Below are 13,940 nucleotides of genomic sequence, written 5' to 3'. Positions count from 1 at the left end.
GCAGGTCAGGCGTGGTCAGTTCAGCGTCCTTCGGGACCTGCCAGGTGACGGGCGATGACCATCCGCTGAATCTGGTTCGTGCCCTCGACGATCTGCAGGACCTTGGCCTCGCGCATGTACCGCTCGGCCGGGAAGTCCGCGGTGTAGCCGTACCCGCCGAGGATCTGGACGGCGTCGGTGGTGACCCGCATCGCGGTGTCGGTGCAGTGCAGCTTGGCCATGGCCGCCTGCTTGGCGAACGGCCGGCCCGCGTCGCGCAGCCGCGCGGCCGCCAGGTACAGCGCGCGTCCGGCCTCGATCTGGGTCGCCATGTCGGCGAGCATGAAGCGCAGGCCCTGGAAGTCGGCGATCGGCTTGCCGAACTGCCGGCGCTCGGTGGCGTACGCCACCGCCTCGTCCAGCGCCGCCTGGGCGACGCCGATCGCGCAGGCCGCGATGCCGAGCCGCCCGGAGTCGAGCGCGGACAGGGCGATCGCGAAGCCCTGGCCCTCGTCGCCGATGCGCCGGTCGTCGGGGACGCGGACACCGTCGAAGTGGACCTGCGCGGTGGGCGAGCCCTTCATGCCCATCTTCTTCTCGGGCGCCGCCGCGCTCAGCCCCTGCGCGTCACCCGGCACCAGGAAGGCGGTGATCCCGCGCGGCCCTTCCTCGCCGGTGCGCGCCATGACCGTGTAGAAGTCGGAGATGCCGCCGTGCGTGATCCACGCCTTGGTGCCGGTGATCACCCAGTCGTCGCCGTCGCGCACCGCCTTGGTGCGAAGAGAGGCCGCGTCCGATCCCGACGCCGGCTCGGAGAGGCAGTACGCGCCGAGCAGCCCACCGCCGAGCATCGCGGGCAGGTGCTCGACCTGCTGCTCCTTGGTGCCGTAGGCGGAGAGGGCGTACGAGGCGAGGGTGTGCACGCTGACGCCGAGGCCGACGGTGAGGCGGACAGCAGCGAGCTCTTCGAGGACCTGGAGGTAGACCTCGTACGGCTGGTCGCCGCCGCCGTACTCGGAGTCGTACGGCAGGCCGAGCAGCCCGGATTCGGAGAGCAGGGTGAAGACCTCGCGCGGGAAGCGTCCGGCGTCCTCCTCCTCGGCCGCCTTCGGGGCGATCTCGCGCTGCGCGATGTCACGGACGAGCGAGATCAGATCCCGGGCCTCGTCCGTGGGCAGTTGACGGTCCACCGGCTGCGGGGCGCGGTCGGGCATGGCGACGCTCTCCTCCCTTTCGGGAACGTCGGCGGTCGCACGCCTTGGGTGGGGCGGCTCCGCCGGGGCTCTCGGGATGCCGGCAGGTGCTCCGCTCCCGGGTTGCGGAAGCTGCTGACCAGCGGCTCTGCGGTGAGTATGCCCGATCGGGGACATCGAGTCACCAGTTAACGACCGCTTACTTCAAGAAGTATCGAGCGACACACCGGGCCGATGCGCACGGCGGCAAAATTGGTCCGAACCATTGACGTACTGGTCTAGTCCTCCTACCTTGACGGAGCGCTTCTCGTCATCGCGTTCATGCCAATCGGCACTCGTTCCCCTCTCCCCCACGGAGGAGAAATCCCGATGCACACTTCGCACCGCCCGCGCACCCGGCTCCGGACCCTCGTGTCCGCCGCCTGCGCGGCCGTCCTCGGTGCCGGACTGCTCGCCGGCGCGGGCACCGCCACCGCCGAACCCGCCACCTCGCCCAAGCTCGCCGCCGGCTCCAAGGTCGTCGGCTACTTCACCGAATGGGGCACCTACGACCGCAAGTACTACGTCAAGAACATCGAGACGTCGGGCTCGGCCGCCAGGCTCACCCACATCAACTACGCATTCGGCAACGTCACCGGCGGCAAGTGCGCGATGGGCGACTCCTACGCGGCGACCGAGCGGACCTACACCGCGGCCGAGTCCGTGGACGGCGTCGCCGACACCTGGGACCAGCCACTGCGCGGCACCTTCAACCAGCTGCGCGAACTGAAGAAGAAGCACCCGGGCCTGAAGGTCCTGTGGTCCTTCGGAGGCTGGACCTGGTCGAGCGGCTTCGGTGAGGCCGCGCGGAACCCCGCCGCCTTCGCCCAGTCCTGTTACGACCTGGTCGAGAACTCCAAGTGGGCCGACGTCTTCGACGGCATCGACATCGACTGGGAGTACCCGAACGCCTGCGGCGCCACCTGTGACACCAGCGGCCGGGAGGCCTTCAAGAACCTGATGGCGGCGGTGCGCGCCAAGTTCGGCTCCGGCAACCTGGTCACCGCGGCGATCACGGCCGACGCGACGAGCGGCGGCAAGATCGACGCGGCGAACTACGCGGGCGCGGCGCAGTACGTCAACTGGTACAACCCGATGACGTACGACTTCTTCGGCGCCTGGGACGCGACCGGCCCGACGGCCCCGCACTCGGCGCTGAACTCCTACGCCGGCATCCCGAAGGTGGGCTTCCACGCCTCGGCGACCATCGCCAAGCTCAAGGGCCTCGGCATCCCCTCGTCCAAGCTGCTGCTCGGCATCGGCTTCTACGGCAGGGGCTGGACCGGCGTCACCCAGTCGGCGCCCGGCGGCACGGCGACCGGCCCGGCGGCGGGGACGTACGAGCAGGGCATCGAGGACTACAAGGTGCTCAAGTCGAAGTGCCCGGCGACCGGCACGGTGGGCGGGACCGCGTACGCCAAGTGCGGAAACAACTGGTGGAGCTACGACACCCCGGCGACCATCGCGACCAAGATGACGTACAAGAACCAGCAGGGCCTGGGCGGCACCTTCTTCTGGGAGCTGAGCGGTGACACCGCGGGCGGCGAGCTGATCAAGGCGATCAACTAGCCCACGGAAGCTGATCGAGGCGATCAACCAGCCCGGTTCACAGGGGACTTGGGGCGGAGGACCACGAGCCTCCGCCCCTTGTCGCGTCAGGCCTCGCGTCAGGCGTCGGGGCAGCCGTCGCGGCGGGCGGGCTCCGGGGCCGGGTAGGCGGGGTCCATCTCCTCGATGGCGCGCATGGCGCCGCCCAGTGTCTTCACCAGCAGCTCGCACATCTGGTCGCGGGAGAGCTGGGGGCGGTCGATCCAGTCGAGGGCGGCTCCCTCGACACTGCACACCCAGGCGACCAGGCCCATGCGGGCCAGCGGAGCGATGTCGGTGCGGCCGTACGCCCCCTCGGCGATGGTCGCCACGATCGCCTCCCGCACGCCGTCCCGGATGGCGTGCACCTCGGTGTCGAAGCCGACGCCGCCGCTGACGATGGTGCGGTAGGCGGCCTGGTTGTGCTCGGCGTAGCGCAGATAGCTGTCGATGGTGCGGTGGACCCGGTCCACCGGCTGCAGCTCGACGCCGCCGGCCGCGTACGTGACCAGGTCGGCGACGGAGTCCTGGATGATCGCCAGGTAGTAGCCGCGCTTGGAGTGGAAGTAGTAGTAGATGAGCCCCTTGGCGACATGGGCCTGCCGGGCGATGTCGTCCATGGAGAGCGCGTCGTACGACGTGTCGGCGAACAACTTCCGCCCGATGGTGATGAGTTCGGCACGACGCGCCAGCGAACGCTCGGTGCCGCGGGCCCGGGGACGGGCAGCGTCGCGCTGTTGACTGATATTCAATTTCGACCCTGTTATCCAACGGGCGGCGGGACATCCGCAGTATGGCAGACCTTCACCAGCTGCTCGTTCGAGTCTGATCGACTTTGGTTGGACCGCTGGACAACGGGGTCGGCATATGTCCGACAAGTGGACCGATGTGTGTCAGGTCACAGCAGACCGAGCTGTGTCACGAGCATCGCGACAAGCACAACGAGGATCCAGCCCATGACGTGCTCGACGATCTTCGGGCCGTCGTCGTCCTTGGGGCCGCCGGTGCGGACACGAGCGACCGTGGCTGAGTGCGTGGTCATATGCCCACCTTGCCACCGGGAGCGGCATGCATGGCGGAGACGTTGCTCACAGCACCCCCACCGCGGCGAGCGCCGCCCGCTGGCGCGGCGTGGGGCATGCCGGGAAGTAGAGGTAACAGACGCCGCCGGTGCCGGAGACGACCTTGCCACTGGCGTTGTACCGCTTGGTCCGCAGCCAGATGTTCTCCCACTCCCGCCGCTTGTAGACGCGTCGCACCGCCTCGTTGCTCGGCGACGCCGGGTCGTTGGCGATCACGTTGCCGTCGGCGGTGAACCCTATGACCGTCATCAGGTGCCCGGCGGTGCCGTACCCGGCCCCGGTCAGCTCCTCCTTCAGGAAGGACTGGGACGTTATGGCCGGGATGCCGGCCGCGATCAGCGTCTCCAGATCGGTGAGCGAGCCGAGCCGGGTGACCACGCCCCGCAGGTCCTCGAAGGTGGCCGCGTAGGCCGCGTTGAACGGCCAGTTGCCGCAGCCCTCGTACTGGTAGTCGTAGGTGAACCGGGCCGCGTGGCAGACCTGGGGGTCGGCGTAGGACGGATCGACCCAGGCCAGCTGCTCCGGGGTGAGCCGGCCGCCCCAGTACTCGATGATCATCTGCGAGGAGGTGGGGCTGCACCAGGCCTCGCCGCCGTTGTCGTACTCCGGGTACTGGCCCGCGTGGATCTCCTGCGAGTAGCGCGGAACGATCAGTTCGTGGGTGAGAGCGGGGGTGGAGGCCGGGACGGTGAAGCGGTCGGGGACGTCGGAGCCCATCGCGCCGGCCCGCCAGACCTTGGGCGTGAGCTGCGTGCCGGGCGTGCGGTAGAGGGTCAGCCGCAGTCGGTACGAGGTGAGGCGCAGCCCGGTCGCGGGGTCGTCGATGGCGAAGGTGTCCGTCCAGATGCTGCTCCTGCCGTCGCTCTGGTCGTCGACCGAGGTCCGCCTGATGTCCTGGTCGCCGGCCGCCCAGCGGCCCATCACGTACCAAGGGGTGGCGGTGCCGTCGGAGTAGGTGCCGGTCAGCTCGATCTGGAGCCAGGTGCCGGCGGGGGTGTGGGCGTTCCAGGACGCGATGGCCTCGGTCGCGGGGACGGAGAGCCGGTGGACGGGGGACGTCCAGGTCGCGTACTCCCAGCGGGCGGTCCTGCCGGTGTGCGGGTCGGTGTAGTCGGTGGTGCCGGCGGGCGCGGCGATCACGATGCCGGGGCGGGCGCCCGCGACGGCACGGGTCCCCTGTGCGGCACCTGAGCGCCAGTCCGAGTACGTGGTCCAGGCGCGGTTGTCGACGGTGCGGGCCTGGGTCGGGACGGGGGCCACGGCGTCGGCGATCCGGTCGGCGCCGGTCTCGGCGGCGGCCGGGCCCGCGGTGCCGGCGACGGCTGCGGCGACCGCGGCGGTCAGGACGGTTCTCCGGGACGGCTGTTCGGCTCTGCTCATGGGCGGAAGACCCCCAGGTGTCCGAGTCGGGCAGGCAGGTCCATTGCACGGCTGTCCGCCAACTATGGCCGCAGGAGGGAGCGTCTGCCAGCACTTCGGAGCCTGGCGCGCCCACGAATATTGGTGTCGACCACTGGCATGACCTGGGGCGACCGGCCGCCTGTGCGAGCGAGGTGGGCCGAGCGGGCGGGTCTCGGCGTACGCCGCCGTGACGACGTACGCCGAGACGAGTGACGGCCCGTCAGACGAGGTCCATGGCCGCGACCTCGTCAGGGCGGCCGTAGCTGACCGGGCCGTGGAAGCGGCGGCGGGCGGTGGTGAACCACCAGACCGTGGCCACGGCCAGGACGACGGCCAGGGCGACCGGCGCGTAGTTGAAGGAGTCGGCGGTGATCGGCGAGGCCTGCGGCAGCATGAACAGGACGCTGCTGAGCAGGATCCAGGTCACCGCGACGACCCCGACCGGCCGTCCCCAGCGGCCCAGGTGCCAGGGTCCTGGCTCGAACTCGTCGCCCAGCCGCAGCCTGAGCAGGATCGGGACGGCGTAGGCGAGGAAGAGTCCGACGACGTTGACGCTGACGATGGCGGTGAACGCCGTGTGCGACCACCAGCCGGGCACCACGAGCGCCAGCGAGCAGGCGACCGCCAGCCACACCGCCTTGACGGGGGTGCGCGTGCGGGGCGAGACCGAGTGCCACCAGCGGGAGCCGGGCATCGCGCCGTCCCGGGAGAAGGCGAAGATCTGCCGGGTGTTGCTGGTGAGATTGGCGAGGCCGCAGAAGAGCATGGCCCCGATCACGATCAACAGCAGTACCTTCGCGGTGCCGACTCCGAGCCCGTCGATCAGGATCTGCACCGGAGGTGCGTCGGCGCTCGCCACCCGGTCGTAGTCACGAATGCTGTAGACCAATGCGAGCATCAGCAGCAGCCCCGCGATCGCCGAGTAACCGATCGCCCGTGTGATCCCCTTCGGCGCGTTGACCGTCGCCCGGACCGTTTCCTCGGACATGTGGAAGCTGCCGTCGAAGCCGGTGAAGGTCCAGCTCGTGACCAGCAGTCCGAGCATCCCGCCGTAAAGGCCGCTCGTGAAACCGGTGTTGTTCGCGAAATGCGTGACAAAGGAAGCCGACTGATGATGCTCGGGCATGACGATCAGCGCGCTCACGATCACCACGAGTCCGCTCAGCAGCCACCACACGGAGATCCGGTTCAGTACGGCGACCAGCTGCACGGTGTAGGTGTTGGCGAGCCCCTGCACCACGATGATCAGGGCCGTGATCAGCACCGTCCGGTGCGGGGTCGGCTCGTACGAGGGCCACTGCAGGGCCATGAAGGCCTGGACGAAGGTGGCGGCGGCGTACCCGGTGGCGGCCGTACCGCCGACCTGGCCCACGAAGTTCAGCCAGCCGGTGTACCAGGACCAGGCGCCCTTGTGCCGTTTGGCGAGCTTGCCGGCGGAGAAATACAGCGCGCCGCTCGTCGGATAGGCCGAGGCGACTTCCGCCATCGCTGCTCCCACGAAGAGCACCATGACGGAGACGCCGATCCAGCCGAAGACGAGAATACTCGGGCCGCCCGCGTTCAGACCGAACCCGAATCCCGAGAAGATACCCGAGATGATGTTGATGATGGTGAATGAGATGGCGAAATTGTCGAACGCCTGAAAACGACGCGTGAGTTTTCTCGGATAACCCATCGCGTGCAGGGTCGCGTCGTCGTCGAGCTCGATCGGAACCGCTCCGCCGCGCGCTCGGGCACGGGGAGCCGATATCCGTTCTGACACGGTCGGACCTCTCTCTTGGTGGGGGGTTGCGGTGTGTCAGGCGGCCGGCACGGGCAGGCCGCAGGCGCGGCGCGCCCGGGACAACTGCTCGGCCGGGTCGCCGAAGACGCACCAGGGCATACGGGAGGCGTAGGGCCCCATCGCCGCGAAGACGGCGCGGGCCTCCTCCTCGCGCCGGGCCATGACCAGGGCGTGTGCGAGGTAGGCCAGGTCGAGGACGGGGGTGAACCGGTATTCGGCCACCGCGGGCAACCAGTTCTCGTGGATCGACAGGGCGGTCGAGCGCCACTGCGGCTGCTCCCAGACCCGGTCGGCGAGCAGCTGGGTCGGGTCGTAGCACTCGACCAGGGCGACCAGCGGCAGCAGGCGCAGCGGTGAGTCGGCGGGCGCACGCTGCCCGAGGAAGGCGGCGACGTCCCAGGCGGCGGTCACGGAGCCGCCGTGCCGGGGGAAGAAGCAGGCCAGGAAGCGGTGGTGGGCCTCGCGGTGCCAGGGGTCGAGGGAGAGGATGTGCGCGAACAGCCGCCATGGCCCGGGCGGCGCCGTGAGCAGGCCGCGCGGCGCCTGGTCGCGCAGTCGGTGCAGCCGGGCCATCGCCAGCTTGGCCACCCAGGGCGTGGGATCGGCGGGGTCGGCCGTCGCGGCCCGGTCGCAGGCGGCCAGCGCTATCCGCTCCAGCGCCTCGGTCCGCGGGTCGCGGGCGTCGGCCGCGCGCAGCGCCCGCAGCACGGCGACCCGCGCCCACAGCAGCGCCGCCTCGGGGCCGGGCTCCTCGGCCAGCCAGCGCTCGACGAGGTCGGAGTCGGCGGCCTCCGAGGCGAGGACGAGGGAGCGATGGGCGCGCAGACCGAAGTCACCGTGGGTTTCGGCCAGGGCGTCGCGGGCGCTCAGACAACGGCCGGCCCGGACATCGACGCATACGCTCGCGAGCAAGCGGTCGTCGGCCGCCGGATGCCACACATACTGCCCTTCGAATAACCCCGCGGCCATCTGTCCCAGCCCATCCCCGTTACGGCACCTCACAGTTGCACACCAAGCACCTTACTCATCGCAGGACTCAACCGGAACGCACATTTCGCAGCGACGGCCGGAGTTTTTCGGCGGCATTGCGGACAGCCCCCGGACAACCCCGTCTAGTTCAAAGCGACACCTTTTCTCATCTCACCATGCCCTCCAGCCCCAGCATCCGCTTTAACCCTCTACTAGAATGTTCCAACGAAATATGCCCATCGCCGCTCCACTCCGGGAAAAACGATTCACGACCTCGCCACCCGGCTCCGCCGGCTCCCCCCGTCCTGCGGCCCGGTCCGCCTCATCGGCGTCGACGGCCACGCCGGCTCCGGAAAGTCCACGTTCGCCGGGCAGTTGGCCCGGGCCCTGGGCGACGCGCCGGTGCTCCACCTCGACGACATCGCCAGCCACGACGAGCTGTTCGAGTGGACCGATCGCCTGCTGACCCAGGTGATCGAACCGCTCACCCAGGGCGGAACAGCCCACTACACCCCCTACGACTGGCGGGCCCGCCGCTTCGGGCCGCCCCTCCCCGTGCCGCCCGCCCCCTTGATCGTCGTCGAGGGAGTCGGGGCCGGCCGCCGCGCCCTGCGCCCGTATCTCGCCCAGCTGCTGTGGATGGAGTTGCCGCGCGAGGAGTCGTGGACCCGCGGCCGCTCGCGGGACGGGGCGGAGCAGCGGGAGTTCTGGGAGGGGTGGGTCAGGGCGGAACTGAAGCACTTCGCCGGCGACCCGTCCCGGCCGTTCGCCGACCTTCTGATTCGGCAGTGCAACACGGGGTATGAGGTGCTCACTGGGCCTGCCGGGACGGTTGGACCGGACCAGTTCCTCACGCAGGGTGACGACCCAGCGGCAATGTGCTGAACCTGTGAAGAGCCTTGCGGGAGAAGTTCCCGGAGTGCTTCAACTCGGCTTGACCCGGGGGCCGTACAGGACTTACGTTCTCAATGTGCGGCCAATCGAGGTCGCCCCATACGCGAAGCCCCCGGTTGTTCCCCCGTGATCGGGGGCTTCGTTCTGCCCTCACACTCTCCCCCCGGGCGCCGAGAGGCGTTGTTTGCTCACCCTCGGTCACCGAGCGCGTGCGCCCGATCCGCTCCCACCTCGTCAAACGGCCGGTGCGGCACCCTGGGGCGGGCCACGCCCTCGCAGGTACGATGCCCTCGGTGCGACCTACGGACGGCTGCTCTGCGCACCGTTGCAACTCCGGTCCGCGGTACGGCGGTTCGAACAAGGCGGCTGCGGGCGACGGCCCGGCGGCTTGGGGGTGGCTGGTGGATCAGGCCGGATCAGGGAGCGGGGTCATGGGGGTCCCCCCGCGCGAGGTTGTTCGAGCGTGGGGGAGCGTGCAGCTGCAAGGCGGAGGAGGGAGTCGACGCGGAGCGTCGGCGACCGACGACAACGCCGCAGATGCGCGTGCCAGGGCCCGCGAGCCCGGCCTGATCCACCAGCCACCCCCTGACCGACGGGGGCACGGTTTGTGGGGGACGTGATGGACTTCGGCATGCAGGGCCCCGAGGCCCCGGCCGACCTCGCCTGGCTGCGAGGTGTGGACGCCTACACGATGGGGGCCTATCCCCAGGCGGAGGAGGAGTTCCGCACCGCGGTGCGGATCGATCCCGGGATGGCCGACGGCTGGCTCGGCCTGCACGCGCTGCGCATCGACACGACGACCGCGCTGCTGCGGATGTTCCGGCACCGGGAGCGCTTCGGGGAACAGCGGACCCGGCACCGGCGGACGCTCAACTCCTGGTACTGGCTGGGCTGGTGGGTGCAGCCGGTCCTGGAGAGCCCGCGGGACCTGCTGCTGGCCCACGCCTCGCACTGGCTGGACGGTCGGCACGTCCCGGAGCTGGACCGGGCCCTGGCCGGGCTCCCGCCCGTGGACACCGATCACCAGGTCCGCTTCCTGCACGCCTGCCGCGCCTATCTGGTCAAGGACTGGGAGCAGCTGGTGCGGCACACCGATCCGCTGCTCGACGATCCGATGCTCGGCATCGAGGCGGGCCTGTTCGGCGGCATGGCCCGGGTACGGCTGGAGATGTACGGGCAGGCCGAGCCGCTGCTGTCGGCCGCGCTGATGCGGTGCCGCAGCGAGCAGCCGCAGCGCAAGGAGCTGCGGTACTGGCTGGCCCGGGCGCACGAGGGCACGGGCCGCTCCGCCGCCGCCTTACCGCTCTACCGTGCCGTGCACCGGGTCGACCCCGCGTTCATGGACACCTCCGCCCGGCTCGCGGCGATCGCCGAGGGCGACGGGTACGAAGACTCCGACGACCTCGCCGCGATCACGCTGACCGGGGTCGGGCAGGATGCCGCCGACGGCCCCGACGGGCTCGATCCGCTCTTCGGCACCGACGGCCGGGACCTCAGGCTGCCGGACGCCGACCTGCCGCCGGCCGGTCCGCTGCCGTCGGTGCTGGATCCGGCGGTGCGCGAGAAGACGGCCGTGCCGTCGCAGCAGCTGCCCGCCGGGCCCACCGATCCCGAGCTGCTCGAGGAGGCGCTCGCGGAGCTGGAGCGCATGGTGGGTCTCGAGCCCGTCAAACGGCAGGTCAAGGCGCTGTCCGCCCAGTTGAACATGGCCCGGCTGCGGGCCGGGCAGGGTCTGCCGGTCCAGCCGCCCAAACGGCACTTCGTCTTCTCCGGGCCCTCCGGCACCGGCAAGACCACGGTCGCGCGCATCCTGGGGCGCGTGTTCTACGCCCTCGGACTCCTCGGCGGCGACCATCTCGTGGAGGCCCAGCGGGCCGACCTCGTCGGCGAGTACCTGGGGCAGACGGCCGTGAAGGCCAACGAGCTCATCGACTCCGCGCTCGGCGGCGTCCTGTTCGTGGACGAGGCGTACTCGCTCTCCAACTCCGGTTACGGCAAGGGCGACGCGTACGGCGACGAGGCGCTGCAGGTGCTGCTGAAGCGGGCCGAGGACAACCGCGACCACTTGGTGGTGATCCTCGCCGGCTATCCGGAGGGCATGGACCGGCTGCTGGCCGCGAACCCCGGGCTGTCGTCCCGCTTCACCACTCGGGTGGACTTCCCCTCGTACCGGCCCCTTGAGCTCACCTCGATCGGTGAAGTGCTCGCCGCGGAGAACGGGGACGTGTGGGACGAGGAGGCGCTGGACGAGCTGCGGTCCATCGCCGGGCATGTGGTCGATCAGGGGTGGATCGACGAGCTGGGCAACGGGCGGTTCCTGCGGACGCTGTACGAGAAGAGCTGTGCTTATCGGGATCTGCGGTTGTCGACGTACCCGGGGGCGCTGACGAGGGACGACTTGTCGACACTTCGGTTGCCGGATCTGATGCAGGCGTACGGGGAAGTGCTGTCGGGGCGGGGGCCTCAGGATCCGTCGGCCATGTAGGTGCCGCGGGCTGGGGCCGGCGCCGGGTGGGTTCGCTCGCCCGCGCTAGCGGGGTGCCGCTGCGCCCACCCGTGCCGCCCCAGCGGCACGACTGCCCGCAGCTAGGTCGCCAACACCTCTTCTGGCTCCCCGGCACTCACCCGCGGCCCCGTCACCCGCACCTCAGGCAACTCCCGATGCGCCGGATCCCGTACCTCGCCCACCAGCAGCTCCAGTACGTCCTCCAGCGCGACCAGCCCCAGCACCTTGCCGGACGCGTCGGCCACCTGAGCCAGATGGGTCGCGGCGCGGCGCATCACCGTCAGGGCGTCGTCCAGAGGGAGTTCGGAGCGGAGGGTCGTCATGGGGTGCCATACGTGTTGCGGCACCGCGCGTTCCGACTCCTCCAGGTCGAGTACGTCCTTCACGTGCAGGTAGCCCATGAAGGCGCCGTTCTCCGCCGCCACCGGGAAGCGGGAGTACCCGGTGCGGGCGGTGAGCGCGACGATCTGGCCGGGGGTGACCGACGGGCTGACCGTGACCAGGGACTCGCGCTTCAGCAGCACGTCCGTCACCGGGCGCGAGCCCAGTTCCAGCGCGTCCTCCAAACGTTCCTGCTCCTCGGGATCGAGCAGGCCCGCCTGGCCGGAGTCCTCGACGAGCCGGTTGAGCTGCTCGCTGGTGAACACCGCCTCGATCTCGTCCTTCGGCTCGACGCGGAACAGCCGCAGGATGGCCTGGGCGACCGCGCCCAGGGCCACGGTGATCGGCTTGCAGAAGCGGGCGAACCAGACCAGGCCGGGGCTGAGCCACAGCGCGGCCTTCTCGGGCGCCGCCATCGCCAGGTTCTTCGGCACCATCTCGCCGATGACCAGGTGGAAGAAGACCACCGCGGCCAGCGCGATGACGTAGGTGAGCGGGTGGATCACGCCTTCCGGGAGATGGATCCACTCGAACAGCGGCTCCAGCAGATGCGCCACCGTCGGCTCGGCGACCGCGCCGAGCGTCAGCGAGCACACGGTGATGCCGAACTGGGCCGCCGCCATCATCTGCGGCAGCCGCTCCAAGCCGTACAGCACCTGCCGGGCGCGGGCGGTGCCCAGCGGTTCGATCTGGCTGCGGCGGACCGAGACGAGGGCGAACTCGGCGCCGACGAAGAAGCCGTTGGCGAGCACGAGCAGCGCGGCGAAGAGGAGTTGGAGCACGCTCATCGGGCGACCTCCACCACGGACCCGGTCCTGACCAGGCGGACCCGTTCGGCCCGGTAGTGGCCGACCCGGCGCACCGACAGCCGCCAGCCCGGCAGTTCCGCCTTGTCACCGACGGCCGGGATGCGCCCGAGCAGGTCGGCGACGAGTCCGGCGACGGTCTCGTACGGCCCCTCGGGCACGTCGAGCCCTATGCGCTGGAGGATGTCGACACGGCAGCTGCCGTCGGCGTCCCAGGCGGGGCGGCCGTCCTCCGGCGGGGCGGCGGCGAGTTCGGGCAGGTCCTGGCCGTCGTGCTCGTCGCGGACCTCGCCCACGATCTCCTCGACGATGTCCTCCAGCGTGACCACTCCGGCCGTACCGCCGTACTCGTCGACGACGACCGCGATGGGCTGCTCGCTGCGCAGCTGGGCGAGGAGGGGCTGGACCGGCAGGGTCTCGGGGACCAGCAGCGCCGGGCGGGCGATGCGGCCGACCGGGGTGCGCAGCCGGTCACTCGAACGGATCGCCAGCGCGTCCTTCAGATGGACCATGCCGACGATCTCGTCGATCTTCTCCCGGTAGACCGGGAAGCGGGACAGACCGGTGGCGCGCGTCAGGTTCACCACGTCCTCGGCCGTGGCCGACGACTGCAGCGCGCTGACCTTCACGCGCGGGGTCATCACGTGCTGCGCGGTCAGTTCGGCGAGCGACAGCGTCCGTACGAAGAGATCCGCGGTGTCCTGCTCGAGGGCGCCGGCCTGTGCGGAGTGCCGCGCCAGGGAGACCAGTTCGTCGGGGGTGCGGGCGGAGGCCAGCTCCTCGGTGGGCTCGATGCCCATGGCGCGGACGAGGCGGTTGGCGACGGAGTTCAGCGCGGCGATCACCGGGCGGAACAGGCGTGCGAAGACGTGCTGCGGGCCGGCGACGAAGCGCGCGACCTGCATCGGCCGGGACACCGCCCAGTTCTTCGGCACGAGCTCGCCGATCACCATCTGCACGGCCGAGGCCAGCAGCATGCCGACGATCACGGCCACGCCGGGCACCGCGCCCTCGGGGACCCCGATCGCGGTGAAGGGGCCGCCCAGCAGTTCGGCGAGCGCCGGCTCGGCGAGCATGCCGACGACGAGGGAGGTGATGGTGATGCCGAGCTGGGTGCCGGAGAGCTGGAAGGACAGCTCCCTGAGCGACTCGACGACCCGGTGGGCCCGTCGGTCGCCCTCGGCGGCGGCCTTCTCGGCGTCCGTCGCCTCGACGGTGACCAGGCCGAATTCGGCGGCCACGAAGAAGCCGTTGGCGAGGATAAGGAGGAACGCGGCTGCCAGCAGCAGCAAGGGGATGCTCATGATGCCGCCGCCCCGG

General features: G+C 70.4%; 11 protein-coding genes. 3 read left to right on the top strand and 8 right to left on the bottom strand.

Annotation, left to right across the window (positions count from 1 at the left end):
* Positions 1-20: 20 nt before the first annotated feature.
* Complete coding sequence (locus ACZ7L6_RS37445) at positions 21-1,193, bottom strand: acyl-CoA dehydrogenase (RefSeq protein ID WP_471931922.1); 1,173 nt, start codon at positions 1,191-1,193, stop codon at positions 21-23.
* A 348-nt stretch (positions 1,194-1,541) separates the two neighbouring features.
* Here ACZ7L6_RS37445 and ACZ7L6_RS37440 point away from each other — a divergent pair, with 348 nt between their 5' ends.
* The gene (locus ACZ7L6_RS37440; protein WP_471931920.1) at positions 1,542-2,780 is read left to right on the top strand and encodes a glycoside hydrolase family 18 protein; all 1,239 of its coding nucleotides are present in this window, start codon (positions 1,542-1,544) and stop codon (positions 2,778-2,780) included.
* A 98-nt stretch (positions 2,781-2,878) separates the two neighbouring features.
* Here the strand turns inward: ACZ7L6_RS37440 and ACZ7L6_RS37435 are convergent, their stop codons facing one another.
* From ACZ7L6_RS37435 to ACZ7L6_RS37415, 5 genes are all read right to left on the bottom strand, one after another.
* A complete protein-coding gene (locus ACZ7L6_RS37435) occupies positions 2,879-3,550 on the bottom strand; it encodes a TetR/AcrR family transcriptional regulator (RefSeq protein WP_471931918.1) in 672 nt (223 codons plus the stop codon).
* A 146-nt stretch (positions 3,551-3,696) separates the two neighbouring features.
* The gene (locus tag ACZ7L6_RS37430; RefSeq protein ID WP_471931916.1) at positions 3,697-3,840 is read right to left on the bottom strand and encodes an SCO1431 family membrane protein; all 144 of its coding nucleotides are present in this window, start codon (positions 3,838-3,840) and stop codon (positions 3,697-3,699) included.
* Positions 3,841-3,886: 46 nt separating this feature from the next.
* Complete coding sequence (locus ACZ7L6_RS37425) at positions 3,887-5,260, bottom strand: peptidase C39 family protein (protein WP_471931914.1); 1,374 nt, start codon at positions 5,258-5,260, stop codon at positions 3,887-3,889.
* A gap of 241 nt (positions 5,261-5,501) precedes the next feature.
* On the bottom strand, positions 5,502-7,043 hold the full coding sequence (locus ACZ7L6_RS37420) for an amino acid permease (RefSeq protein WP_471931912.1): 1,542 nt from the start codon (positions 7,041-7,043) through the stop codon (positions 5,502-5,504).
* Positions 7,044-7,079: 36 nt separating this feature from the next.
* Positions 7,080-8,033: a hypothetical protein gene (locus tag ACZ7L6_RS37415; protein WP_471931910.1), complete on the bottom strand. Its 954-nt coding sequence runs from the start codon at positions 8,031-8,033 to the stop codon at positions 7,080-7,082.
* 264 nt (positions 8,034-8,297) lie between these two features.
* On the opposite strand from ACZ7L6_RS37415, the gene ACZ7L6_RS37410 reads away from it, so the two are divergent.
* Positions 8,298-8,918, top strand: a complete 621-nt coding sequence (locus ACZ7L6_RS37410; protein ID WP_471932008.1) for a uridine kinase family protein — start codon at positions 8,298-8,300, stop codon at positions 8,916-8,918.
* Between the two features lie 628 nt (positions 8,919-9,546).
* On the top strand, positions 9,547-11,412 hold the full coding sequence (locus tag ACZ7L6_RS37405) for an AAA family ATPase (protein WP_471931908.1): 1,866 nt from the start codon (positions 9,547-9,549) through the stop codon (positions 11,410-11,412).
* Positions 11,413-11,513: 101 nt separating this feature from the next.
* On the opposite strand, the gene ACZ7L6_RS37400 is transcribed toward ACZ7L6_RS37405, so the two are convergent.
* Positions 11,514-12,602 carry a hemolysin family protein gene (locus tag ACZ7L6_RS37400; protein WP_471931906.1) on the bottom strand — a complete coding sequence of 363 codons (1,089 nt, stop codon included), beginning with the start codon at positions 12,600-12,602 and terminating at the stop codon, positions 11,514-11,516.
* Positions 12,599-13,924 (bottom strand): hemolysin family protein, encoded by a 1,326-nt coding sequence (locus ACZ7L6_RS37395; RefSeq protein ID WP_471931904.1) that lies wholly within the window; start codon positions 13,922-13,924, stop codon positions 12,599-12,601. The genes ACZ7L6_RS37400 and ACZ7L6_RS37395 overlap by 4 nt, the downstream gene beginning before the upstream one ends.
* Positions 13,925-13,940 lie beyond the last annotated feature (16 nt).

The sequence above is a fragment of the Streptomyces sp. NPDC107522 genome, assembly GCF_055657525.1.
This window is presented reverse-complemented; position numbering and strand designations above follow the sequence as displayed.